The sequence below is a fragment of the Jidongwangia harbinensis genome (assembly GCF_020216025.1).
Taxonomy (GTDB): domain Bacteria; phylum Actinomycetota; class Actinomycetes; order Mycobacteriales; family Micromonosporaceae; genus Actinoplanes; species Actinoplanes harbinensis.
Window position 1 is genome coordinate 59,024 of sequence record NZ_JAIWNC010000028.1, and the last position, 22,562, is coordinate 81,585.

22 protein-coding genes are annotated in these 22,562 nt (G+C 65.4%); 7 read left to right on the forward strand and 15 right to left on the reverse strand.

Annotated features, from left to right (window positions below):
- Positions 1 to 214: 214 nt before the first annotated feature.
- Complete coding sequence (locus LDL48_RS29975; RefSeq protein ID WP_225257858.1) at positions 215 to 952, reverse strand: hypothetical protein; 738 nt, start codon at positions 950 to 952, stop codon at positions 215 to 217.
- Positions 943 to 3,327, reverse strand: a complete 2,385-nt coding sequence (locus LDL48_RS29980) for an NACHT domain-containing protein (protein WP_225257859.1) — start codon at positions 3,325 to 3,327, stop codon at positions 943 to 945. The genes LDL48_RS29975 and LDL48_RS29980 overlap by 10 nt, the downstream gene beginning before the upstream one ends.
- Before the next feature lie 662 nt (positions 3,328 to 3,989).
- Between LDL48_RS29980 and LDL48_RS29985 the strand changes: the two genes are divergently transcribed.
- The 3 genes from LDL48_RS29985 (at position 3,990) to LDL48_RS29995 (ending at position 9,122) form a co-directional block, all read left to right on the forward strand.
- Positions 3,990 to 4,445: a hypothetical protein gene (locus tag LDL48_RS29985; RefSeq protein ID WP_225257860.1), complete on the forward strand. Its 456-nt coding sequence runs from the start codon at positions 3,990 to 3,992 to the stop codon at positions 4,443 to 4,445.
- On the forward strand, positions 4,442 to 7,060 hold the full coding sequence (locus LDL48_RS44715; protein ID WP_225258544.1) for an ATP-binding protein: 2,619 nt from the start codon (positions 4,442 to 4,444) through the stop codon (positions 7,058 to 7,060). The genes LDL48_RS29985 and LDL48_RS44715 overlap by 4 nt, the downstream gene beginning before the upstream one ends.
- Before the next feature lie 1,117 nt (positions 7,061 to 8,177).
- Positions 8,178 to 9,122 carry a hypothetical protein gene (locus LDL48_RS29995; protein ID WP_225257862.1) on the forward strand — a complete coding sequence of 315 codons (945 nt, stop codon included), beginning with the start codon at positions 8,178 to 8,180 and terminating at the stop codon, positions 9,120 to 9,122.
- Positions 9,123 to 9,549: 427 nt separating this feature from the next.
- On the opposite strand, the gene LDL48_RS30000 is transcribed toward LDL48_RS29995, so the two are convergent.
- A complete protein-coding gene (locus LDL48_RS30000; protein ID WP_225257863.1) occupies positions 9,550 to 10,350 on the reverse strand; it encodes an SDR family NAD(P)-dependent oxidoreductase in 801 nt (266 codons plus the stop codon).
- A 484-nt stretch (positions 10,351 to 10,834) separates the two neighbouring features.
- On the opposite strand from LDL48_RS30000, the gene LDL48_RS30005 reads away from it, so the two are divergent.
- The gene (locus tag LDL48_RS30005) at positions 10,835 to 11,668 is read left to right on the forward strand and encodes an IS5 family transposase (protein ID WP_225257864.1); all 834 of its coding nucleotides are present in this window, start codon (positions 10,835 to 10,837) and stop codon (positions 11,666 to 11,668) included.
- A complete protein-coding gene (locus tag LDL48_RS30010; protein ID WP_225257865.1) occupies positions 11,665 to 12,072 on the forward strand; it encodes a hypothetical protein in 408 nt (135 codons plus the stop codon). Before LDL48_RS30005 ends, LDL48_RS30010 begins: the two co-directional genes overlap by 4 nt.
- Positions 12,073 to 12,089: 17 nt before the next feature.
- On the opposite strand, the gene LDL48_RS30015 is transcribed toward LDL48_RS30010, so the two are convergent.
- From LDL48_RS30015 to LDL48_RS30025, 3 genes are all read right to left on the reverse strand, one after another.
- Positions 12,090 to 12,761, reverse strand: a complete 672-nt coding sequence (locus LDL48_RS30015; RefSeq protein ID WP_225257866.1) for a PM0498 family protein — start codon at positions 12,759 to 12,761, stop codon at positions 12,090 to 12,092.
- Between the two features lie 6 nt (positions 12,762 to 12,767).
- Positions 12,768 to 13,115, reverse strand: coding sequence for a hypothetical protein (locus LDL48_RS30020; RefSeq protein WP_225257867.1), 348 nt, complete (start codon positions 13,113 to 13,115; stop codon positions 12,768 to 12,770).
- Positions 13,116 to 13,561: 446 nt separating this feature from the next.
- The gene (locus tag LDL48_RS30025; RefSeq protein ID WP_225257868.1) at positions 13,562 to 14,059 is read right to left on the reverse strand and encodes a hypothetical protein; all 498 of its coding nucleotides are present in this window, start codon (positions 14,057 to 14,059) and stop codon (positions 13,562 to 13,564) included.
- A 302-nt stretch (positions 14,060 to 14,361) separates the two neighbouring features.
- Between LDL48_RS30025 and LDL48_RS30030 the strand changes: the two genes are divergently transcribed.
- Entirely contained in the window at positions 14,362 to 15,396 is a 1,035-nt protein-coding gene (locus tag LDL48_RS30030) for a DUF6461 domain-containing protein (RefSeq protein WP_225257869.1), read from the forward strand.
- Positions 15,397 to 15,692: 296 nt separating this feature from the next.
- Here LDL48_RS30030 and LDL48_RS30035 read toward each other — a convergent pair whose 3' ends face one another.
- Positions 15,693 to 16,121 (reverse strand): Imm1 family immunity protein, encoded by a 429-nt coding sequence (locus LDL48_RS30035; protein WP_225257870.1) that lies wholly within the window; start codon positions 16,119 to 16,121, stop codon positions 15,693 to 15,695.
- Between the two features lie 83 nt (positions 16,122 to 16,204).
- Positions 16,205 to 16,375, reverse strand: coding sequence for an IS3 family transposase (locus LDL48_RS45180; protein ID WP_225257966.1), 171 nt, complete (start codon positions 16,373 to 16,375; stop codon positions 16,205 to 16,207).
- 86 nt (positions 16,376 to 16,461) lie between these two features.
- On the opposite strand from LDL48_RS45180, the gene LDL48_RS30045 reads away from it, so the two are divergent.
- Positions 16,462 to 16,629: a hypothetical protein gene (locus LDL48_RS30045; protein ID WP_225257871.1), complete on the forward strand. Its 168-nt coding sequence runs from the start codon at positions 16,462 to 16,464 to the stop codon at positions 16,627 to 16,629.
- 28 nt (positions 16,630 to 16,657) lie between these two features.
- Here LDL48_RS30045 and LDL48_RS30050 read toward each other — a convergent pair whose 3' ends face one another.
- From LDL48_RS30050 to LDL48_RS30075, 7 genes are all read right to left on the reverse strand, one after another.
- Entirely contained in the window at positions 16,658 to 16,954 is a 297-nt protein-coding gene (locus LDL48_RS30050; RefSeq protein WP_225257872.1) for an IS3 family transposase, read from the reverse strand.
- Positions 16,951 to 17,253, reverse strand: a complete 303-nt coding sequence (locus tag LDL48_RS30055; RefSeq protein ID WP_225257873.1) for a transposase — start codon at positions 17,251 to 17,253, stop codon at positions 16,951 to 16,953. The genes LDL48_RS30050 and LDL48_RS30055 overlap by 4 nt, the downstream gene beginning before the upstream one ends.
- A gap of 671 nt (positions 17,254 to 17,924) precedes the next feature.
- Positions 17,925 to 19,109: a PQQ-binding-like beta-propeller repeat protein gene (locus LDL48_RS30060; protein WP_225257874.1), complete on the reverse strand. Its 1,185-nt coding sequence runs from the start codon at positions 19,107 to 19,109 to the stop codon at positions 17,925 to 17,927.
- A 249-nt stretch (positions 19,110 to 19,358) separates the two neighbouring features.
- The gene (locus LDL48_RS30065) at positions 19,359 to 20,183 is read right to left on the reverse strand and encodes an SRA domain-containing endonuclease (RefSeq protein WP_225257875.1); all 825 of its coding nucleotides are present in this window, start codon (positions 20,181 to 20,183) and stop codon (positions 19,359 to 19,361) included.
- Between the two features lie 578 nt (positions 20,184 to 20,761).
- Positions 20,762 to 21,046 (reverse strand): class I SAM-dependent methyltransferase, encoded by a 285-nt coding sequence (locus LDL48_RS43790; protein ID WP_372472200.1) that lies wholly within the window; start codon positions 21,044 to 21,046, stop codon positions 20,762 to 20,764.
- Positions 21,043 to 21,192: a methyltransferase domain-containing protein gene (locus tag LDL48_RS43795; protein ID WP_308016494.1), complete on the reverse strand. Its 150-nt coding sequence runs from the start codon at positions 21,190 to 21,192 to the stop codon at positions 21,043 to 21,045. Before LDL48_RS43795 ends, LDL48_RS43790 begins: the two co-directional genes overlap by 4 nt.
- A gap of 317 nt (positions 21,193 to 21,509) precedes the next feature.
- Positions 21,510 to 22,367, reverse strand: a complete 858-nt coding sequence (locus tag LDL48_RS30075; protein ID WP_225257876.1) for a hypothetical protein — start codon at positions 22,365 to 22,367, stop codon at positions 21,510 to 21,512.
- Positions 22,368 to 22,562 lie beyond the last annotated feature (195 nt).

Consider the following 22,562-nt stretch of genomic DNA (forward strand, 5'->3'; position numbering starts at 1 on the left):
TATCGACCGTCACGAGTGAGCACCCGAGGCCTGCGCGACGTCCTGATAAGTAGCCGAGAAGAGTGACTCGAACGCCAGTAACGTTGCAGCATCATGCGGATCTGAGGGACGCCAATAGGGACCCTCGATGCTTGATCAGTCATTCGCGAGATTCCGTACTACGACCAGGCAATTTGGTTCCCTGCCTGCGAATTTAGTCACTACCAACGGCTAGCTATGTGATCGGGGTACGCGCCCGCTCGGCTAACGTTACCAGCACCTGCCGATCAAGCGCGGTAAGCCATCGGAGTTTGCGCTGTGTGGTGTCTGGCAGGCGCAGCCATGCCAGGAACGCGGCTTCGGTGAAGGGGAACGCTTTCTCCCACACCGACGGGTGTGCGGTCCAGGTGGCCGACGAGAATCGCGTGCTCGCAAGGTGTTCTACGGCGCGGTCAAGGTCGGCTAGGACGCTTTCTAGGCGCGATAGGAACCGGTGGTCGTGTCGGGAGATCACCTCCAATTCCTTGAAAAGCCTTCTGAGGCCGTACTGAGTGCGTTGGGCCGAGATCCAAGACAGCAGGTCGGCGCTGCCGGGAATAGCCGGGACCTCGCGTCGCCAGGAGCGCCGCCAACGCATGTCGGCATATAGATCAAAATACGCTAGAAAGAAGATGGCCACGGTCATCGAGACGAACAGAAGGACGATAAGTGCGGCATGCCCTATATCCTGGTATGCCGTCGGCAGGTAACGGAAGCTCGCAGGTGTGTCGATTAAGGCGGTGAGCACTGCGGCGAGAAACATGACCATAACGACGGAAGAGACCGTCCGGGTGGAGTCGAATACGAAACGACCCATCTGCCGTTGCGCCAGCATCGCCAGTGGCCTATGCAACGTCAAAATCTGCGAGGCGCGACACGCGCCGCCCGCGACGGCCAGCAGGGCGAGCAGCGGCCAGGCAGCAGCTAGGGCCATAATTGACTGTGGGCCGTAGTTGACGAGAAAAACCTCTGGATATCGTAGACCGTCACGATGAATGCCGCGCCGATGGCAAACGTTCCGTAAAGCAGGCCGAGAACCCCGATCGCGCATACCACCCACGCCGCCACGACCGCCGGATAGCGCGGCCCCAAACCGCGGCAGCCGAAATGCCAGAGGATGGTCGCCACTGCGGTGCACCACAACGCCCTTGTCACCGGGACAGCGGCCGGAAATGCGATCCTTTGGACGACCGCCGTGCCGGCAACCACCGCTGCCGAGACTGCCGTAATAGCCGTCAGAATCGCCAACTGCCCACCGAGCGAGTCCTCGGATCCGTCGTCCCGCGTACTCCAGGACCGCTTGCCCCGCCACGCCTGCAGCAGCAACATCGGCCGTTCGATGTCGTCGTCCTCCACCGGCAACAGGCGCAATGCGACAGTCTTGTCGAGCGCCTTAGACCGCAGCGTCGCCACGGTTTCCTGATGCATCGTCCGGCCTACTGCCCACCGAGCAAGGGCACTAGAGGCCAGCGGGAGGCAGTCCAGGGCGACGGATCGATCGTAGGGCGCTCCTCCGACCAATGCCCCCACCACCAGACGGTCGATCACGTGCTGCAATCGCTCTGGCACGGGTGTCGGCCGGCCCGCCGCGATCATGCGGACCAGCGGCACGGTCGGTTGCGGCCAAGCGAACGAAGCCAGCCGCCTGATCTCGTCGGCTGGCTTGTTCAGATCGCTCTCGACGGGTACGCCGGCCGCCGTTGCCGCAGCCTTCTCTAGCGTGGACTCCGCGCTGCGGAGCAGCGCAGCGCGAAGCTCGTCGTCTCCGTGCCGCAACATGAACGGCACGATGTTCTCCCATCCGGGCTCGGTCAGGATGTTGTCCGGGTCGACCAGGCCGGGCCGGGCCATGGCTAGGCCGGCAGTAAGGAAGTCCTGGATGAGCCGATGCGCGAATAGGAAATCGCCCCGCGCACCATGTGTGGCGCCCAGCCCTGCCAGCTTCAGCACCAGCGCGGTCGCGTCGAGCGTTTCCCCGGCCGGAAAATCCCGTAGGGCCATGGCACGCCGGATGTCGTCCCACGAGGTCCGATCGGTGCCGCTGCCCGCAGTAAGGCAGAAGGCGAGCTCCCGAGCGGTGGACAAGGTTCGGTCGACGGTCGCCTGACCGTCTTCATGGTCACCCACCGTCTCCCGGATACGGGCGCGGATGGACCGGTCGAAGACGTCGAATACCGACTCGGGTAACTCGGTGGAACCGGTGTCCCGCACGTAATTGCATAGCAGGCGCAGCATCAGCGGGTTTTCGCAGAGCGTACGCAGGCCCGCGTCCACGGCGAGCCGCCGACGCAGGACCCGGCGAGCCAGCCTGTCGGTGATCATGACGTGAACGAACCTGCTCTGTCGGCGCAGGCTTAACGGGCGAACCGTGAGCGACGGCCATAGCGCGCCGACGTCAGTCTCGCGAAAGTCGCGGCTGGCAATGACGGTCCGCGACTCGGGCGTGTTGTCGACGAACAGCCGGATGGCGTCCAGGTGCGCCCTGGCAACCCTGCGCGCGTCGCTCGATGCGAGCAATGCGGGCAGCTCATCGAACGAATCGAAGAGGAAGACCCAGCGAACCTCGACATGACGTTCAGTAAGGTATTGCAGCACCAACTCGCGGAACCGAGCGTCGCCATGGCCAAGGATATCGGCCACGTACTCGCGGATCGTGTTTGCCTCGACCGTGCCAGCGTCCGAAAGCATACGCCTCAGGTCGACGTAGACTGGAATCGGCGCCCCGCGGCGAAGCCGCCGGCCACTCGGCAGGGCGATTCTCACCACATGCCGCATGATGGTGGTCTTGCCGCCGCCCGCCGGGCCCTGCAGCAGCACGACCGGGTCAGTTCCTCGGCGCGAGTGCCGTACTAGGGCGCGCACAGCGCGCACTGTCTCCTCTCGGCCGTGCCTTCTGTAGACCGCGTCGACGCCCACGAACGCGTCTTTGCGCCGGACACCCCCGGCTCCGGCCAGCGGGGCGGCAAGCGGCCGACCCTCGATCAGAGCCGTGGCCGCTCGGGCGATCTGCCGCAGATCGTGATCGACGGCTGCGCGGAGTGGCCGGACCAGTCGATAGACGCCGAGCGCACCAGCTAGCGCCGCGACGGCGATTATCGTGAATTGTATTTGGGGCGGGCGGTTAGCCACCACCGGCGTACTTGTTAGGAAGAGGGAGCCGACGGTCGCAGCGGCGACGATCAGCGCCGTCGCGAAGAGTCTACGGAAGGCCAATGGCCAGCCCTTCGCGAAGCTCATGGCGTCGAAGAGCAGCGAGCCCAGCGCGACGATCACGGCGGCCATGGCAAGTCGGTTCGGCAGATCGTCCACAATTGCTCACAAGGTTAGGTACGTGAGGAGACGCCATAGTGGCACGAGGCACAGGTCAGCCACTGTCGGATCATCGACGATGTTCCCTTCCGGGGATCGACGAGTGCGTGACGGTCGATGGGGTTAGCCGCCAGATGGGGCGACCTGGGCCTTTCCGGATCGCGGCCACGATCCATAAGGCCCTCATTTGCCGCGATGAAGCGACGCAGTGCAGGCCCGAGCCACGGGTCATCGCCGGCCAGGTCCCTCACCGCGCACTCGGTCTGCTGATCCGCCCAGCCCAGGTTCACCCCGTAGCTCACCGCCGACTCCTGGAGCCGTCCGCGCCAGTCCCGCGACCAGTGCTCGTACGCCCCGCAGAACTGGAACGCGCAGGTGCCCATGAATTCCGCGGTCCGCGCCCGGTTCAGACCCCGCGTTCTTGCCTCGCTACGCAGCTGGCCATCAACGCTCTACGCCTAGCCGGATCCCACGACATCACCCGAAGCGACCCGATAGGCCAGCCGCAACATGACCAGACCCTTCAACATCCTCGGCATTGCATTATGACCTTGAACCCTAACGTTGCCTTCCGTACTCGATGTCAGCGACGCAGTGACGTGACCTCGGCCCCTGTGCATCGTTTCCCGTTTAGGTTCGGGAACCGAGGGGCGGGAGTTGGTATGGATGAGGTCGTGGTCGCGTTCGGGACGGCGCTGGTGCAGGCGGTCGCTACTGACAGCTGGGCTCAGATCCGTGACGCGGTGACCGGACTATGGCGGCGTACCCGCGGCGGCCAGCCCGCCGAGGACATCGGTAGTGACCTCGACACGTTGCGGGCGGAGGTCCTCGAAGCCCGCGCTGCTGGCGACCAGGACATCGAGGACGCGCTCACCGGTGAATGGCGATCCCGGCTACGCCGGCTGCTGCGTACCGATCCCGACCTGGCTGTCGCGCTCCGCGAGGTCCTCGATCAAGTGCTGACCCCTGCGCTGCAGCCCGCCGAACAGGCGCGGGTGCAGACGCTCCTCGGCGACCACGGTCAGCAGGTTCACATCGCTGCTGGGAACAACGCCTACACCGCGTTGGGTGACCAGACGAACATCGGTGGTAGCCAGACCAACATCGGCCCGGTGTGACCGCCGCGCCTGCTCCCGACCCGCCGGGCGCAGACGGTGCCGACCAGCCCGCCCTGCCGTCACACCTGTCGGTCGGCGACAGGCCACGGATCGATGTCCACGCTGGGAACAACGCGTACACGGCCGGCAGGGATCAGATCAACATCGCCGGCGACCTAAACGTCTGCCCGGCCTCCGAGTCCGTATCGTTCAGCCTGCCCCTTGACACCGCGGCGTTCACCGGACGACAGAACGAGTTGGACAGCATCACCACTGCCGTGCTGCGGGCCGCGGAAACCGGTGGGATCATCGACATCCATGCCATCGACGGGATGCCGGGTACCGGCAAGACCGCGCTGGCCGTGCACGCCGCCTACCAACTCACCGACCGGTTCACGGACGGACGACTGTTCCTCGACCTGCATGCCCACACCCCGGGGCACAGGCCCACCGACCCGAGCTGGGCGCTGGCCATGCTGCTTCTCGCTGACGGCCTAAACGTTCGTGAGCTTCCCGCGGACCTGGACGGGCGCGCTGCGCTTTGGCGCAACCGGACGGCTGCTAAAAGCCTGTTGCTCATCCTCGACAACGCCGCCAGCAGCAGCCAGGTCAGGCCGCTGCTGCCTGGCAACCCGGCCTGTCTGACTCTGATCACCAGCCGCCGCCACCTCGGTGATCTACCCGGGCGCACAGCATCGCTGTCTCTGGATCAGCTGTCCGCCCGGGAAGCGCAGGACATGTTCGTCCGCTCGGCCGAACGCCCGATCGACGACATGGACGCTGTCGCGACACTGGTCAGAACGTGCGGGCATCTGCCGATGGCGATCACGATCCTCGCCCGGGTCTATAACCAGCACCGGTGCTGGACCATGGCCGACCTGATCGCCGAGACCGAAACCCGACTGCTGCATCTGTCGCCCGAACAGGACACCGTCGCCGCCGCGTTCGACATCTCGGTGGACTATCTATCCGATCAGCGCCGCCGATTCCTCACGCTGCTCGGCTTGCACCCAGGAACCAGCATCGACCCCTACGCCGCGGCGGCGCTGACCGATAGCAGCCTCCAGGACGCCACCGGCCACCTCGATGGGCTGTGGCACGACAACTTGCTAACCGAAACCGCACGCCGCCGGTACGGCATGCACGACCTCGTCCGCGCCTACACCCGCGACCTGGTTGCCGCAGTCCCCGAGACGGAACGCGAACAGGCTCTCCACCGGCTGTTGGATTACTACCAGCACACCGCTACCCGAGCTGCGACCGTCCTAGCCCACGAGCCCTGGCCCAGCCCAGACCTACCTGGCCAAAATCGGTTCGCCGCCCCGCCGGTCGACAAGCACCCGAGCGCCTTGACCTGGAGCCGCGCCGAACGCCCCAACCTGCACGCCTGCCTACACCATGTCACCGATACTGAGCAACACGCCCGGATCATCGCATTCACCGCAGCACTCGCCCCGATCATGCGCACCGACGGTCCCTGGATCGATGCAATCAATCTGCACACGACCGCGGCCGAGACCGCCGGGCAAGTCGGCGACCGGCTCGAGCAGGCCAACGCCCTCCGTTCGCTGGGGGTCGTCCAGTGGATGACCGACAACTACCCAGGCGCGACCAGCGCGTTGCAGCAAGCCCTGGACCTCTACACCGCCCTCGGCAACCAGCTCGGACAAGCCAACACCCTCAGCGATCTGGGGCGCGTGCGGCGCCTCACCGACAACTACCCAGGCGCGACCAGCGCGTTGCAGCAAGCCCTGGACCTCTACACTCCCCTCGGCAACCAGCTCGGACAAGCCAACACCCTGCACGTTCTGGGCGGCGTGCGGCGCCTCACCGACGACTACCCAGGCGCGACCAGCGCGTTGCAGCAAGCCCTGGACCTCTCTACCGCCCTCGGCAACCGGCTCGGACAGGCCAACGCCCTCCACGCTCTGGGGGGTGTGCGGCGGATGACCGGTGACTACCGAGGCGCGACCGACGCGTTGCAGCAAGCCTTGGACCTATACACCACCCTTGGCAACAGGACTGGAGAGGCGAACACCTGGAGCGATCTGGGAACCGTGCGGCGGATGACCGGCGACTACCCAGCCGCGACCGACGCGTTGCAGCAAGGCCTAGACCTCTACACCCGCCTCGGCAACCGGCTCGGACAAGCCAACACCCTTATCGATCTGGGAACTGTGCGGCGGATGACGGGTGACTACCGAGGGGCGACCGACGCGTTGCAGCAAGCACTAGACCTCTACACCACCTCCGGTGACCGCGGCGGTGAGGTAGAGGTGCTCAACGAATACGGGGCATTGCTGCGGGTGTGCGGTGACCTAGTGGGTGCTGGGAAGAAGCATAGGCGGTCGTTGGATGTCTCGCGGCAGATCGGTAGTGAATGGGATGAAGCGCACGCCCTGGCAGGATTGGGACGGTGCGTCCTCGCAGCCGGGCGAAGCGCCGACGCCATCGACTTGCTAAGCCGTGCGAAGGAGATCTTCACCCGGATCGGCGCCGCCGAGGCACCAGAAATCGCCGCTGAACTCGCCGCCGTCGAAAATGAGCAACGTCCCGAAGGCCAAGAACCTCTGGAACCATTGGCCGACGATTGTCGGCTGGACCCGGGCGCCATGACGGAAGAGCGGCCTGCCTGACCATTGGGCCTTGTGGTTTGACCCGGCCAGGCCTTTGGTGTCCTGCTACATCCTCGGTGCCTTTGCTTCGCGCCCTCGCTGAGGACATCGCATTACTTTGAACCACGGATCGATACGTGGACGCTGAGGTTACGAGGAACGCATCAACCCTGCAATATGCATCGGAATGGCGCTCACCGTCCGTCGATACGTGTGACGGCGTACTGATCTGCCGCCGTCCGGGCGCGTCAGTTGGCGCCGTGTGGCCCAACCCCTAGCTGGGGCGGTTCGCGCTGTGGGTACCGTCTAGCCATACGACCAGGGCTTCTCTGCGGATAAGCCAGTGCCTTCCGAGACGGTTACCGGGCATGTGCCCGGCCTGGATTTCGGCGATGACATCGGCCACGTCGACATCGAGGTACACCGCCAAGTCGACGGCTTTGACAACTGGCGGAAGTGGGACCTCGGCAGGCCCAGCGCCCGAAGTCCCCGGCGAGCCGTCGAACGTACGTCCAGGAGGCGAGGACCTGTTGGGGGCGGGTCGAGGCTTCGTCCGGCTCCAAGTGACGGCCACGCCGACGAGAAGTGCCGCCATGAACATGATTTGGAGCGCAGTGAAGCTTCCGTCCAGGATGATCGACAACATGACAAAGACAGCCAGGGCGCCGGCACCGACCGGCCACGGCGAAATCGGGCGTCGCGGTGGCTGCGGTCCTCCAGGCATGTCACCATCCTGACGGCCTGGCAGGCATCGTCAACGGTCAACACGCTGATGGATGTTGACGGATGCCGCATCAACGGTTCCGGTCATGGCGGTGCTGCGTCTAATCTCGGATGGCACGCACACTGAGGGGGTCGAGCATGCCGGGCATCGGGCGGTGGTTCGGCTTCGGATTGTTCGCGGAGTTCGACGAAGATCCCGGGACCTCATACAGGCCAGACATCAAATCTGACCCTGTCCCCTTCCGTTGTCCTTACTGCCAGGGGGTAAGGTGGTCGATCCATCTCACGTTGAAGTGCCGCGGCACCGCGGAATGCCGGCATACCCCGACACAGATGAGAAAGATCCGCCGCGAAGGCGAGAACCTGGACCAGCCCTTCGATACGGACGGCCTCGACGCGGCGCTCGACTTCCCCGATGAATGATTTCGTCGCCTTCCAGATCAGCTCACGCTTCATTTTTGTCAACGTACTCCCTAATACCCTGTTCGTTGCGCTAGTTGGCGGACTGGTAGCTGCGGGGGCACCGGATCAGGCACCGTCATGGTCGACGCTAGTTCACTCGATAACCGAACTGTCGTGGACGGGTGGAATCCTCGTGGCGCTGGGGATTGTTGTTGCTTCCGTGGTGCTACACCCGTTGTCCTACCCGCTTATCCAAGTTCTGGAGGGCTACTGGGACCGCTTTCCTACCGCCGGCCAGGCGCATCGACTGGGTGCGGCCCGATACAAGCGCTGGCGCATGGAGCTGGCGGGCTTCCCGAATGTTGAGCGAGTTCTCCATGACCTTGCCGATCTGCCTGCAGATAACGCGCTAGTGCTCCCCACTACCCTTGGTAATGTTCTTCGGGCAGGCGAGCTCCGAGCTGGCTCTCGTTATGGGTATGAGACGGCAACCGCGTGGCGCAGACTGTTCAAAATTGCCACCCCCGATGCGCAGGGCGAGGTCAGAGATACCAGGAATCAGCTTGATTCGGCAGCTCGGCTATGTATCACGGGCCTTTTGTGTGTCCCGGTCACCACGTGGCTGCTTTGGTCTCACCAGAATTGGTTACTAGTCCCGCTTGGTTGCTACTTGTTCGCCTGGGCGGCGTATCGTGCCGCCATTGCCGCTGCCCGGCGCTTCTGTGACGCGCTTGCGGTTGCCTTCGACATGCATCACTTGGAATTGTGGGATGCGTTATCGCTTCCGCGTCCGAAGACCCTTCTCGCAGAGAGGGACCAGGCCGCGCCGCAACTGTGCAAGCTCCTGGCGGGGACTCAGCCCCTGCAGGTGGAAGAAGAGGAAGAGTTCGAGTACGGAGAAACGACGCGGCCGCAGTACGGCATTCCGCCGCCGAGTCCCTTTTCTGGCCAGCCATAGACCCAGAAGACTGGCGTGGTAGGGCCGTCTTCCGCAGGTAGCGACGCACTGATCTGCCGCCGACAATGCGCGTTGGCTTGCTCTGCCCGATCATTGCGGGAGTGCGGTCAGCAGCGTTTACCGGTTTCGCTGGATGAAATCGCGGTCGTTCGCAGCCCAAACGACTGCCTCTTGAGCGTGGTGCCGGCGGACGCCTTGCTGGACAGCCACCTGCCGATGCTCGACCTGATCAGCCACCCGGCCAAGGACTGGCACGGCATGGACCCGGCTGACGAGCGCTACATCGGCCCGACATACGCGCTGCGGGTCCTCGCGCGGGGCTTACCGGCATATGACCCAGCTGGCGGGCGCACTGACCCTGTCCCGTATGGCATGGGGATGTCGAGGCTGGCCGCCGCTGTCGCGCACGGTCGGCCGCTGCCTGCCGTCAGACGGAGCGCTCGTCTCCACTCCGGAGATGGAGGGCGTCAGGCGGCCTCAGGCCGGTCGGGTTGGGGCCGGTCAGCACGCCACCCTCGACGGGCAGGGTATGGCCAGTAATCCACGCAGCGTCGTCGGAACCGAGGAAGGCGACCGCCGCGGCAATGTCTTCCGGCTCGCCGACGCGGCCGAGCGGGTACATCGACTTGAGCTTCTCCAGCGTGCCCGGCTGGGAGTCCCAGTTCGATGTCCGGACGGTGCCGGGGGCGACGACGTTGAAGCGCACACCGAGCGGACCGTACCGGGCGGCGTAGTTCTGCGACATCGCGATCTGGCCGGCCTTCGCCGCGGCGTACTCCACGTTGCCGAAGGCGGAGATACCGTTGACCGAGCTGATCGTGACGACGTTGCCGCGGGTCGCCACCAGGTGCGGAATGGACGCCTGGATGCAACGGGCGGCGCTGAGCAGGGTGAAGTCGAGCTGACGGTGCCAGTCTTCGGCCGAGGTGTCCTCCGGCATCGAGGTGACGATGCAGCCGCCCGCGTTGTTCACCACCAGGTCGAGCCGGCCGAACCGCCCGACCGCCGCGGCGATCGCGGCGTCGATGTCGGCGCGTGAGGTGACATCGACCTTGACCCCGAGCGCGTGCTCAGTGCCGAGTTCGTCGGCCAGCGCTGCCACCGCGTCCTGCTGCAGATCCGTGACGACCACCGCGCCGCCCTCGGCGGCGATCCGCCGGACGACGGCCTGCCCGATGCCCTGAGCCGCCGCCGTGACCAGCGCGACCTTGCCCTCGAACCGCCGCATCACCATTCCTCCGGATCGTTGCCGCCATTCTCCGCGATTCAGCCCGGCCTGGGCGCCGAGACCGCAGCCCAGCATGATCGACCGCCCTCGGTCGCCTGCGCCGCCCTAGATCGACTATCGAGAGTAGCTCTCATGAACACTATCGTCGCGACCCCCGCTCAAGTCGACGTGAGAGCCAGCCTGCCGGCACGCAGGGTCGGACGATGGCTACCTGGTTCGAAAGATGGCCACCCCTCCAGCAACGTTGGAAGTAGGTTCCGCGAATCTCCTCCGATCCGTTCGCGACCCCACCATCGGGTAGAACCAACACCGCATCCGATTCGTAGAGGGCAACGAGCCCTTCGACATCGCCGGTATTGAGCCGAGCGACAACAAGGCGACTGAGAGGGCGGTTTGTGAGCTTTCCGTAGTTCGTCATCGCTCGATGTCGTAACCTTTAAGTAGCGGCGATGTCCGGCTGGCAGGCGGACGGGTTGAGCTGGTCATGGGCGAGCGGAAGGCGTATCCCAGTGACCTCACCGATGAGCAGTGGGCGGTGGTGGGCCCGTTTTTGGGCGCCTGGAAAGCGAAGCATCCGTCGGTGTCGGGACACACGGGCCGCTACTCGTTGCGGGAGATTCTGAACTCGATCTTCTATCAGAACCGGACCGGTTGTCAGTGGGCGTATCTGCCGCATGACCTGCCGCCGAAGTCCGCGACGTACTACTACTTCGCGTTGTGGCGTGACGACGGCACCGACCAGGCGATCCATGATCTGCTGCGCTGCCAGGCGCGGGAGAAGGCGGGTCGGCGCGAAGATCCGTCCGCGATCATCATGGACACTCAGTCGATCCGGGCCGCGAACCATGTTCCGGCCGTGACGACCGGCAAGGACGCCGGGAAGAAGGTGCCAGGCCGTAAACGCGGGCTGGCCGTGGACGCGCTCGGGTTGATCATCGCGGTGGTGGTGACCGCGGCGTCGGTCACCGACACCGCGATCGGCGTGCGCCTGCTGGACAAGGTCGTCGAGCACACCCCGACCGTCACCCGGGCCTGGGTGGACGCCGGGTTCAAGCACGACCTGGGCATCCACGGTGCGGTGCTCGGCGTCGACGTCGAGGTCGTCAAGCGCAGCGACACCAAGCCGGGGTTCGTGCCGATCGCGAAGCGGTGGGTGGTCGAGCAGGTCAACGGCACGTTGATGCTGCACCGCCGCCTGGTCCGCGAGTACGAGAGCCGCCCGCAGTCGTCGGCGTCACGCACCCTGTGGGCCTCGGCGGCCAACCTCATCCGCAGGCTGACCGGCACCAATACACCGTCCTGGCGGGACCCGGCATGAACACCACGACCATTCTCGACCTGATCGCCGCCCGCGAAGCTGCCGCGTCCACCGCACGCGACGACCTGCGCCAACAGCAGGCCAAGCTCGCCGCCGAGGTCGCCGCAATCGACGCCGAACTGGCCGACCTGGCGACCACCCGCCAGACCCTGACCAAGATCCTCGAAGACGAGGTGAGCGCATCCGAGCCGGCCGTCATCAGCGAGCCCTACCAGCAGATCCTCGCCGTATTCAGCCCCGACCGCGGCGCCCTGCGCGCGAAAGACGTCTGCCTCGCGCTGGGCATCGGCACCGAACCCAAAGACACCGAAGGCATCCGCGCCAAGCTGAAACGCCTGGTCAACCGGCAAATCCTGACCGAAAGCCAACCCGGCCTATTCACCCTCACCGAGAAACGGGCATAACCTCACGGACCGCCCTCTCACGCGGTGGCGGGCTCGATGTCCAGGACGATCATCTTGTCCTCCCGGTAGGCGTCCAGGTCAGGCCTGTTCCAGGACTCGCCCTGCCTGATCTGGTGGAAACGGAACGTTGCGTTCGTGTCGTTGGCAGCGACGATGCAGCGCACTGGGCTGGGGGCGCTGAGCGCGTAGACCAGTCGGCTGAACTGGAGTGCGAAGGCGAAGCCGTGCAACAGCAAGGTCCGCTGGTCACCGTCCGAAATCACCGGAGCGTCATCGACGATGGCAACGTCTACCTGAACAAAGTCTTCGATGTGGAACGAGGTGTCGGCGCATTCCCAGGCTGTCAGATCGTTGAAGATCGACGGCGCGCCTTCGGCCACTCCGACCGAGTCAGCCCAGGTGAGGACCGAGCCCCGGCGTCGGAGGCCGCAGTCTATGCGCTCTTGAAGGCCCGTCGTCAGATCGCCCGGTGCGGCCGTGTATCGCAGAGCACCAATCATCCCGAGTACCTGGGCGGCCGCGTCGTTCACCTTAAGCGTGAGCATGTCGATCATGATCTCATCGCGCTCGGTAACGCCATGGGTATCGGCAGGCGCGACACCCTGCCCTGGGTCGACTTTCGCAGCGCTAACACCGAAGGGGGCGGCGAGTGCACGGATCTGCCGCCGATAATGCGCGTTGACGGACACGGTGGGTCAGGGACAGCTTTCACACCTGATACCAGCGCGCGTGATGTCGCCGCTGCGGACAAGCTCGCGGATCGCTGCGGTCATCACCGCGATGCCGGACTCTGGCACGATAACGTCGTCGACACCCCAGAAGTAGCTGCCATTCGCGACTTCGCCGGCATCCCGCCACACCGATAGGAGTCGTCGGACCTCCTCGACTGTCAAGATGGTCAGTGCCCAGCAGGAGCCGTCGGGCAGGTCGACGAATGCGTCGACGTTCGCCACCGATTCTTCGGTATCGGACTCTGGGTCGAGAAGGAACCGCGCCACGAACGTCGGCTCTTCGACCGTGAAGTATGGACTTGGACTGCTCACCGCCCTCATCATACCGTGCCCTGCCCCATGTGCCCTGCACATCGGCCCACGGCCGCAGCTATTTCATGGACGATTGCTGAAGGTGGGCCAACGTGCTGATCTGCCGCTCTTGGGCGTGCTGGCGTTCATCGTGGATAGTGACGCACGGTGGTGTATGGCTGCCTTTCCCACCTCCGTGAAGGACGTCGCCGCAGGTGAGAAATGGACCGAAGGGGGATGGTTTCTTTCGTCAACCGTGAGATAGTTGGCAGCACAATGCGGGTCGTTCCCGTTTGGGAGATTGAAGAAAGTCGTGTCTCGAAAACGGAGGTCGTATCCAACTAGGTAGGGGGCGCTCGAGGCACTGATCTGCCGCCGTCCCTGCGGCGCTTACAGCAAGTGGAGGCAGTGAACCCCACGCCAGCACTGAGGGCATCTGGGCTCGCCTATCAGCCTGAGAAGCGTGATCAGGGGTCGACCGGTGGGTCGAGGGAGGCCGGTCCCTGGACGGTGCCGGGCATATATCCGGCCGGACGGCGGACAGGCAGCTGAGCGAGGCGCCTTGTCGAGCCGATGACGTGTCTCTTCGCTGAGTTGACGAAGTCCAAACGCACCTCTTCCATGACTGCGGTCACCGCGAACCAGTCGGCCTCCTCGATCACTTGGCCGCGTTCGATTCGCTCGGTCTGTTGCCAGAACACTGCGTCGACCTCGCCAGCTGCGTCAACTACGGCACCATCCGCCACTAGGCTGATCTCCGCGAGCGCGTCATTCCATGCACCCCAATCGACGTCCACTTGATGCTTCCAGTGCCTACGTATCGCGAGCTGGAGACGGGTGGACTCGACCACGATGGCGGCGCACGCATCAACTTGCCGTCCTAGCGCCCACTGTCTTTTCTGGACCTGAGCGGTGACAAGCGCGCCTAGGCTGACACCGAACAGGGCGGCGGATCCGGTGATCACTGCAGGCCACACTGATGGTTCCATCCTCAATCAGCTCCCAACGACCTGAAAGATCGGCCAGCCTGCCCATGTGCGGGCCCATTTGCTGTCTTGCACTACCCAGATGGTGTCACGTCCACCAACCAACGGAGCCAGCCGTTTCATCTGTCATTCCATGATCGTCCAGCGCACTCACAGGCCGCGATTCGAGTGGCCTGTGCGCTGGACGTTTATTGTGCCCGCGATGTTTGCCCTTCGGGCTTGCTCCTGTGTTGATGTAGGAAAACCGCTGGTCATGTCGGTGTCTCGGATACGGTGACTGTGTGCTGGAGCACTACGAGCGGCTGTTGTCGGCGCAGGGGTGGGACTCGGAAGCGTTGTGCTTCACCTACGCCAAGGGTCTCGATGAAGCCGCACTGATCACGGCGTTCGGCGGGGACCCTTCAGCGACGATGCCGCAGGCGGAGTTGTTCGAGACACTGGCCGGTTTCCACTACAGCAAGGTGCCGGCAGCGCTGCTGGTCGCTGACCTGGACGGCTGGTGTCTGGGCATCGAGCCCAACGGCTACCAAGGCAGCCGGCCCGAGGTACTGCGCCGTGCCGCGGTCGGCGGCGCGGCGGTGAGCGTGTACTGGAACGTCAACGCAACCAACGCGTTTAGCTATGCGACCGGTGGCCGTACCGTCGTCGGCTTCGACATGCTGGACCCGCAGTCGCCGTATGGTGCCGACCCGCATCTCCTGGACGCGGAGATGGCCGATTTGCCGTTCGGCGGCGAGATCTTCGAGTCATACGTCGCCGGGCTGGTGCTGGCGGAGCGGGTAACCGGAGTCCGGCTGCCGGCCGACCTGCCGCAACGCGAACTCACCGGCGCTGTGCTGAAGAGGGTTCCGGAGGACCTCGTCCCAGAGCACGGGGTCGGTCACCCGGCGTTGGACGATCCCTTCATCCAGCAGGTACTGGCCACGCCGACCGCGGATAAACTGCGGGCGATCGACGGATTCCTGGCCCAGCTTGTAGCCACGGACTCGGGTGTCATCGAAGAGCCGGAGATTAGAGCGAGCATCGAGGCGTTCCACGACAAAGAGGTACCAGCGGACCTGCGCGACGGACTCCTAGCGGTACAGGAACGCTACCGCGCCACGCACCGCGCCACGCTGCAGCTTCCTGCGACCGATCGAGGCAACGCGCTCGAACTCCTTCACGCGGTGCAGGATGTTGTGGCGGCCCTGCTGCCTGACCAGCGTAGGCGCGGCCGAGACACCATCAACTACCGCAGCTACCAGCTCCGAGACAGCGGCCGGAGCCTCCAAGCCTACGTGTTGCAGCAGTGCGCCGCCCGCGCGAAATACCACTGACCGGCGCCGCCCCGAGCGTCGGGGCAGTCCGGCCCGGGGACTGACCGCGGTGCTACCCGTCGGGCGACACCCGATACAGGTGGGCGCATCGAGGACGGGCGTGGCGGCGTCGCTGTTCGGGTTGACATCGCTGCGGAACGCCCGGCCGGCGGGTCGCGAGAACCTGAGCATCCGAGTTCACCACCGACCGGGCAGCCACGAGGCTACCTTTCGTCAGGTCCCCAATCCCGGTGACGTGGCCTCCGGTGAGCCGTCGACTACGCCACCGCCCGACTACTCAGCCCGCCGCAGGAGTACTACTGCTGCCCATCCCATCGCACACAGGCCGGTCGCTGACCACGGACAACGCAGAACTCCTTCACCGCCCGCCGCACGAGTTCCAGGGGGACCTCAGACCGTCCGGGAAGGTCAGTCCAATGACCGAGGATGAAATAGTCGACGTCGTCGCGGCTGCCCGGCGAACCTACCGTCACCCAGTTGCCCCCAGCGTCCATGAACGTCAGAATGCCGACCTGCAAAGTCCGGTCGACGCCCACCAGCAATTCATGATCAGGGGAACCGGAGAGAAGGGTGTCGCGCTCCAAGGAATGAAGTTGAGCGAGATTCTCATCCTCGGGTCCCGCCAGGAGAGCGTCGATCATCGCATCGACGTCGTCCGGAGAGCGCAGCAACGCAGGCGCCTGTGCGTGCCCTCGTCGGTATCGCGCCTCAACCGTGAAGCTCATCAGCCAACCCGTCGCACGTCTTGGTCCCCCGCTTGTCACCTGGGCTTGACCCGTTTCGACGGACAGGCTCGATGAGTTGATCTTCACGCTACCTTGAGGGCAGGCAGTGGAGCGAGTCTGGTGCCGGCTTCGTAGGCGGCTGGACTGTTGTAGCCGAGGCTGGAGTGCCGGCGGCGGGTGTTGTACCAGCCCTCGATGTACTCGAATGTTGCCTGGTGGGCGGCCTTGCGGGTGGGCCATGCCTGCCGGTGGATGAGTTCGGTTTCAGGGTGGAGAAGAACGACTCAGCGACCGCGTTGTCCCAGCACTGTCCGCGCCGGCCCACGCTCAGGCGTACGCCGTGCCGCTGGGCGAGGCGGGCGTGCTGGGCGCTGATGTGCTGCCCGCGGTCGGAATGAAAAGTGAGACCGTCGGCGGGACGCCGCCGGGCGAGGGCGTCGCTCAGGGCGGCGTCGACCAGGTCGGTTTTGAGACCCCGGCCTGCTGCGCGGCCTGCTCGCAGGCCTGATCGCCGGCCTGCTGGCCGGGATCTTCGCCTACGCCACCGGCGAACCCCACATCTCGCGCATCCGCCGGGCGATGCGTTTGCGGCCGTGCCGCAGCCCGGCGTCGGCGAGCTCGGCATGGATGCGCGGGGCACCGTACGTGCCGTTCGACGCGGCGTGCACCGCAATGATCTGCTCGGGCAGCTGCGCGTCGATGCGGTCCCGGGTGCTCTGCTCGCCGCGGGCGTGCTGGTAGTAGGCGGACCGGGAGACCTTCAACAGCTCGCACGCGCGCTTGACGTTGTGCTTTCCGGCCTGCTCCGCCTCGATGAACGGGTACACGTTCACCGGGTCTCCCTCGCGAAGAAAGCCGTGGCCCGTTTGAGGATGTCGACGTCCTGCTGCAGCCGCCGGTTCTCCGCCCGCAGCCGGGCCAGTTCCACCCGCTCATCCGATGCCAGCCCGTCCGAGCGGGTCCCGGCATCCAGCTCGGCCTGCTTGACCCAAGCCCGCACCGCAGTCTCGGTCAGGTCGAAATCCCTGGCCACTTGCCCGACGGTGCGATTGCCGCGCTGACACAACTCGACGATCTCGGCCTTGAACTCGGGCGTGAACGCCCGCCGCGGCCTCGATCGCTTCTTTCCCACGCTCTCCATAATGCTGGACATCCTCCCGGAGACCCCAGGTCTCCTGATCTTGGATGTCCGTCAAAACGGGGCAGGCCCAACCCAACTCCGCATAGCCAACAGCGGCCGATGCCTCACCGTCAACAATGCCGTCACTAGGACCGCTACCCCACTCACTCAACAATCCTGCGACCACACCAGCAATGGCGCTCATGACCCACACCGACGCCAGCTGAAACCACGTAAGACCAGCCAGAGGAAGGCCCCGGCTCGGTTCGGGCGAGCCGGGCCACCGCACGGTCGTTGCCGTGGGAGCTTGCTGTGCCGGTAGTTGGCACCTGGACCGCACTGAAGAATCCAATCAGCGCGGGCGAGGCTGTCAGCACTTCGGACTCTAGGCTTCTAGCCATACGCACGATACGGCGACGATGCCGTCGAGGGCCTACCGCCCGCTTAATGATCCCGTCGCCTTCGAGCCGCGACCGTTCCTGCCGCCGCAGAGTGCTCACCTCGTTCCCTCCAGCGTGCCGCCCTCTGGCAGGAGGGCGGACGCCGCTGACCTGCGACGGCATGGGAAACGACCAGCGGATCAAGGGAGCACCCGCACGGCGAAGGGCCGGGAGAAGCTGCGCCGGGTGACCATGGCCATGACGTCCCGCTGCGCCAGTCGGCCTCGGACAGGCTCTGCGTCACTACGGGGTGAAGGCCGCGACGGTGGACGCAGCCCTTGTGTAGAGCCTGCCGCCGGCGACTATCACGCCGTAGACGGGTCCGTATGGGATGCCGGAGGCAGCGGTCTTGCCGCTGGACGGCGACAGGATCGAGAGACTGCCGTTATCGGATGTGACGTACAGCAGACCGCCGGCACGAACAAGACCCTCGGGGTCGACGACAGCGCGTGTCCAGGCCAACTTCCCGGTCTTGGCCTGGTATGCGTTGACCCGCCCGGCTGAAGCCACGTAGACCCGGTTCGCGTCGGCGGCCAGGTCACCCGTCTCTCTCTTGACCGTCCAGAGCACCTTGCCGTTCTTCGCGTCGAGCGCGCTCAGGCCAAGCGAGCTGGTCAGATACCACCGATCTCCTGCGGGACTGGCAGCGCTCGGCGTCCAACCCGACCCGAGGGTATACAGCAACGCGCCCGTCTTGGCGGACGCGACGAAGTCAGACCGCCAGTCAGTCGGCCTCAGCAAGACACGGCCGCTCGCGGAAACCGGCCCAGCGAGAACCGTGTTGTCATAGCTCCACACCTGCACGCCGTCGGAAGCGCGGATACCGATGACACCGTGTTCAAAGCCGTCACAGGTGCCGCAGTATCCCGAGGTAATCACCACGCCGGCATCAGCGACGACCGTGTCGACCATCCAGCTTCCGCTGTGGCGCCAGCGCTGCGTCCCGGTCCGCACGTCCAGGGCAGTGACGTACCCGTCGTAGTTGCTGTTGGAGTAACAGTTCGTGTCGGTCACCAGAAGAAGACCGCCGACAACGACAAGCTCCGCGCTGATATAGCTGAAGGAGGTGTTACTCCACAGACGGGCACCGGTCTTGACGTCAAACGCCGCCACCCCGGCTCCGCTGATCATGAACATTCGTCCATCGACCACTCGGGTTGAACCCGGGCTTGCACTGCACCCCGGCTCACCATCCTCCGCGGTGACAGACCACCGAAGCTTCAGCTTCTTGATCGTGCTGGTGTTGATCACCGATTCCTGCGGGTTGTAGTAGGTGTGGCCGGGCCCGTATCCGGCCTGCGCCCACTGCGATGGCGGCGTAGCCGCCGCGGCCGGCGTGACCGGCGTTACGTTGGCCGCTGCGAGGACGGCCGCGGCGGCCATCACCAGGGCTGTTCGCCGGCCGCAGCGTTGTTGACTGTTCGACATGTGTCCCCCGTCGTAGACCTGTGGGAAGAATCGTCACGCCTGTAGGCGGAACCCGGTGGGCAGACACAGCGGCTGCAAGGACAAATGACCGAACGGGCGAACTCGCGCGTGGACCACCAGCATGGGTCCGTGCCGCGGGCCTTCCGAGCAGTTCTGGCACTGCGTAACCGCACCGCCGATACCTAGCTCGTCTCCCCCGCTGAGTCGCTTGGGATGGCTGTACTGGCGACGATGCCGTCGTCACCATATTCACTCGCGAACGAAGACGCCTTTGCCGTTCTCATATACACAGGCGATCTTGCACGCGTGCAGCAGGTCGACGAGGTCGTCGGCGGGGCGTTCCGGTAGAAGCACCGCAAGGCTTGCCGTCTTGGACGGGAGGTGGCGTTGGTAGTCGTACAACTGCCCAATCGCGAGCCGGACGGCGTTGCGGGTAGCGGTCCCCTTCGCTTCGTATAGCTCACCGGCAGTGACGTCAAACAGGTCCGTGAGCAGAGGTCGCAACGTACCGGGCGGTCGAAGCCGGCCACGCTTGACGACATGGCCAAGGCTGGCGAGATGCGTGCGGTAGCGCTCGGACAATTCCGCTTCCCGGCGTTCGGCGGTGCCACCTTGGGTCGGATCACGTTCGAACGATGCGGCTTCTACCTTCTCGACCGGCACCAGCGCACTGGCGCCCGCGGAGACGTCGGCCGCGTGTTCAACCTGCCCCGTTGAGTCGGTGAGGGCCGCTCCCACCGCGCGAAGACGGAACACGACCGCAGACCGCATCTCCTGGTTGCGGTCCACGCCGTCCTCGCGCACGTACGGCAGATCAGGGTCGACTTCGAACTCACCGATGTAGGTATGCAGCTTGCCGCCCTTGCCGGGATCGCTGTGGAAGACGAATAGGTGCAGGCTCCGACCCTGTTCGCGATGGCGCAAGACGGAGCCGTTAAGCCCGGTGATGAGTTGATCACCGTAGTTACCGGTGCCGGTGTAGAGGAAGACCGGCTCATCGTTCTCGTCTGTGGCTGGGCCATCCCAGTGGTAGCCGTACCGAGCTGCTTCAGCAGGATCGGAGTAGATAAACACATTCGGTGTCGTGTCAGACGGGGATGATCCCGCCCTGGATACCACCGCCGAACGCCTGTTTGACCTGCTCACGAGTCCTGATATCGCCCGGCGTCAAACCGATACTTGCCATAGCCAGACCTTACGAGGCCGGTACGACAGTTCTGCAACCACAAGACCACCCCCGTCCAGCCTTACCCGCGCGCAAGGTGCACCGGCAATGGCCCCTACAGCTCGGCGTTGCTCACCCAGCAACCGAGGGCTTAACGAACCTAGATAACGTTCGCGTTCTCCACCTCGACCGACCCCTGATCTACTGTCTGCACCGCAGGAAGGCTGCCTCTGCGCGCAGCACCGCGCTCACCTGCCGGGCCATTTCCCGCGCACGTGTCGGATCACGTCCCACTCACTCGTAAGTCCTCAGCGTCACCGCGCTGGCCGACTCCGCGCCTTCGCGCACTTCGCCGCGATGATCGACGGTCTCGGCGACGGCTACGACGTCGATCTCGACGCGCTGTTCGAGGCCGACCCGAGCGGTCGGGACGACGACGTCTGACCGTTCCCTCCACCGAGTAGTGGTCTGGGATCGCCTGAACGCTCTACCGAGCACTCCCGTCACGCAGGAGAGTCCGAGGTGCAAATGTCAGTAGGAACCGGCCATCCGGGATCTGGACCGTGCAGAACGCCGTACGCATCAACCTGGTCCGCTGCAGGCCGCTATCGGTGATGACCAGGTGCCCGCCCGGCCGCAGCGCCCGGGCCATCGATGCCAGCATCGCCCACGTGACCGCGAGCGGGCACTGATGGAGCTCGAGGCTCGAAACGACGGTGTCCACCGAAGCCGGGCCCAGCAGCTCAGCCACCGCTTCACCCCGGCCGGTCACCCACGCCCGCTCGAGCTGAGGTTCTGGGGCCGGGCCAGCGCCAGCACTTCGGCATCGGGGTCGAAACCGACGATCCGGGCCAGCGGCTTACCGCGGGCCGGCAGCAACGCCAGTGATCCGGTGCCGCAGCCCACGTCGGCGATCACGTCGCGGGACGTGGCGCGACGTGGTCATAGAAGCGGGTCGGAGCCGAACGGCCCAGGGCCGGAGTGAACGATCTCATGCCCGAGTCTCGCCCGCAGATCCTTCCCGGTCTTGAACAAAGCGCTCGCGCCGATCTGCTCGGCGGGCGCCTGCACGCTGGCGCAGCCCCCGTCGATCGGGCTGGTGTCGAACCACCCGGCCAGGCATCAGCGTCGCAACGTAGTCGACGTGGCCTTGCTTGCCCGCGTGGTCCCGTCGGTGGTGCTCGGGTCGGCGTGCCCGTAACCGGCCCGCATCATGCGGTGGGGGCGGCGGGACGTCAGGTGGCGAGTCCACCGTCGCCCAGCAGCTTCTGCGCCAACGCGGAGGGTTTCCGGACCTCGTCGGCCGCCGGGGGCACCTGCGCCCGCACGCCGCCGTAGTCATTTGCCTCGATGGTCCACGGCTCGGCCGAGCCGGGCACCATCACGTTCACCGTGTGGATACGGTCGTGGGAGTCGAGGGTGGCGCGGAACGGCATCGCGTGCACGGCACCGGACAGCGGGTACCGGCGTGCCATTGCACCGATCATCGTCGGGTCCTCCGCCAGGCCGGTGGCGTCGAGGGTGCCGTGGACGATCACTGGGCTGCCCTGGGCGGTACGGACGCGGCTGAGGAGACGTTTCATCCCGACCGCGTCGGGGTCCGTGAAGTTAGGCCCGGTCGTGGGTGTGGACGCGACGACCACCGGCGGCCGCCAGTACTTGCCGCTGGCGAAGTCGTGCACCTCCCGGACCGCCGCGGCCTGCTTCTTCCGGGTGGGGCCGAGGGCTTCCTCCAGCTCCTCCAACCTCCCGAGCAGGTCGTCCCACTTGCCGCCCTGGAGTTCCGTCTTGAGGTATCGCTTGCCGCCGACGATCCGAGCCCGGTGCCAGGCCCGGGCGTCCTTCGTCGTCTCGAGCGAGGTGAGGTCCGCAGTGCCGCTCGGCGCGTGCAGCAGGCCCCTCGTAATCACGTCCTTCGCGTTCACGACGAACCGGTACGAGCCGGTGTCGATGCCGCTCGTCGACGCGGCGAGCGCGGCCATGGCGTCGAAGGGTTTCGTGACGGCGGGTGCGGGACTGCTGGGCTCCGAGCACGCGGCGAGCGGAAGAATCTGCAGGAGCACCACGAAGATCAGCAACCGGCGGAGAATCACCGGCGCATCGTAGACGAACCCGCGGGCCCTGGATCGTGCCGGTGGGCGTCCCGGTCAATGACGGACCCGGTCCGGGCGTGCGGGTCAGAAGGTGGTGTGGACGTGGGCGGCCACGCCGGTGGAGCGGCCCCTGCGCGTCGATGACCCGACCAGGGTGAACGCCGCCGCGCGGCCGGTAGAGCCGGCGGTCCTGAC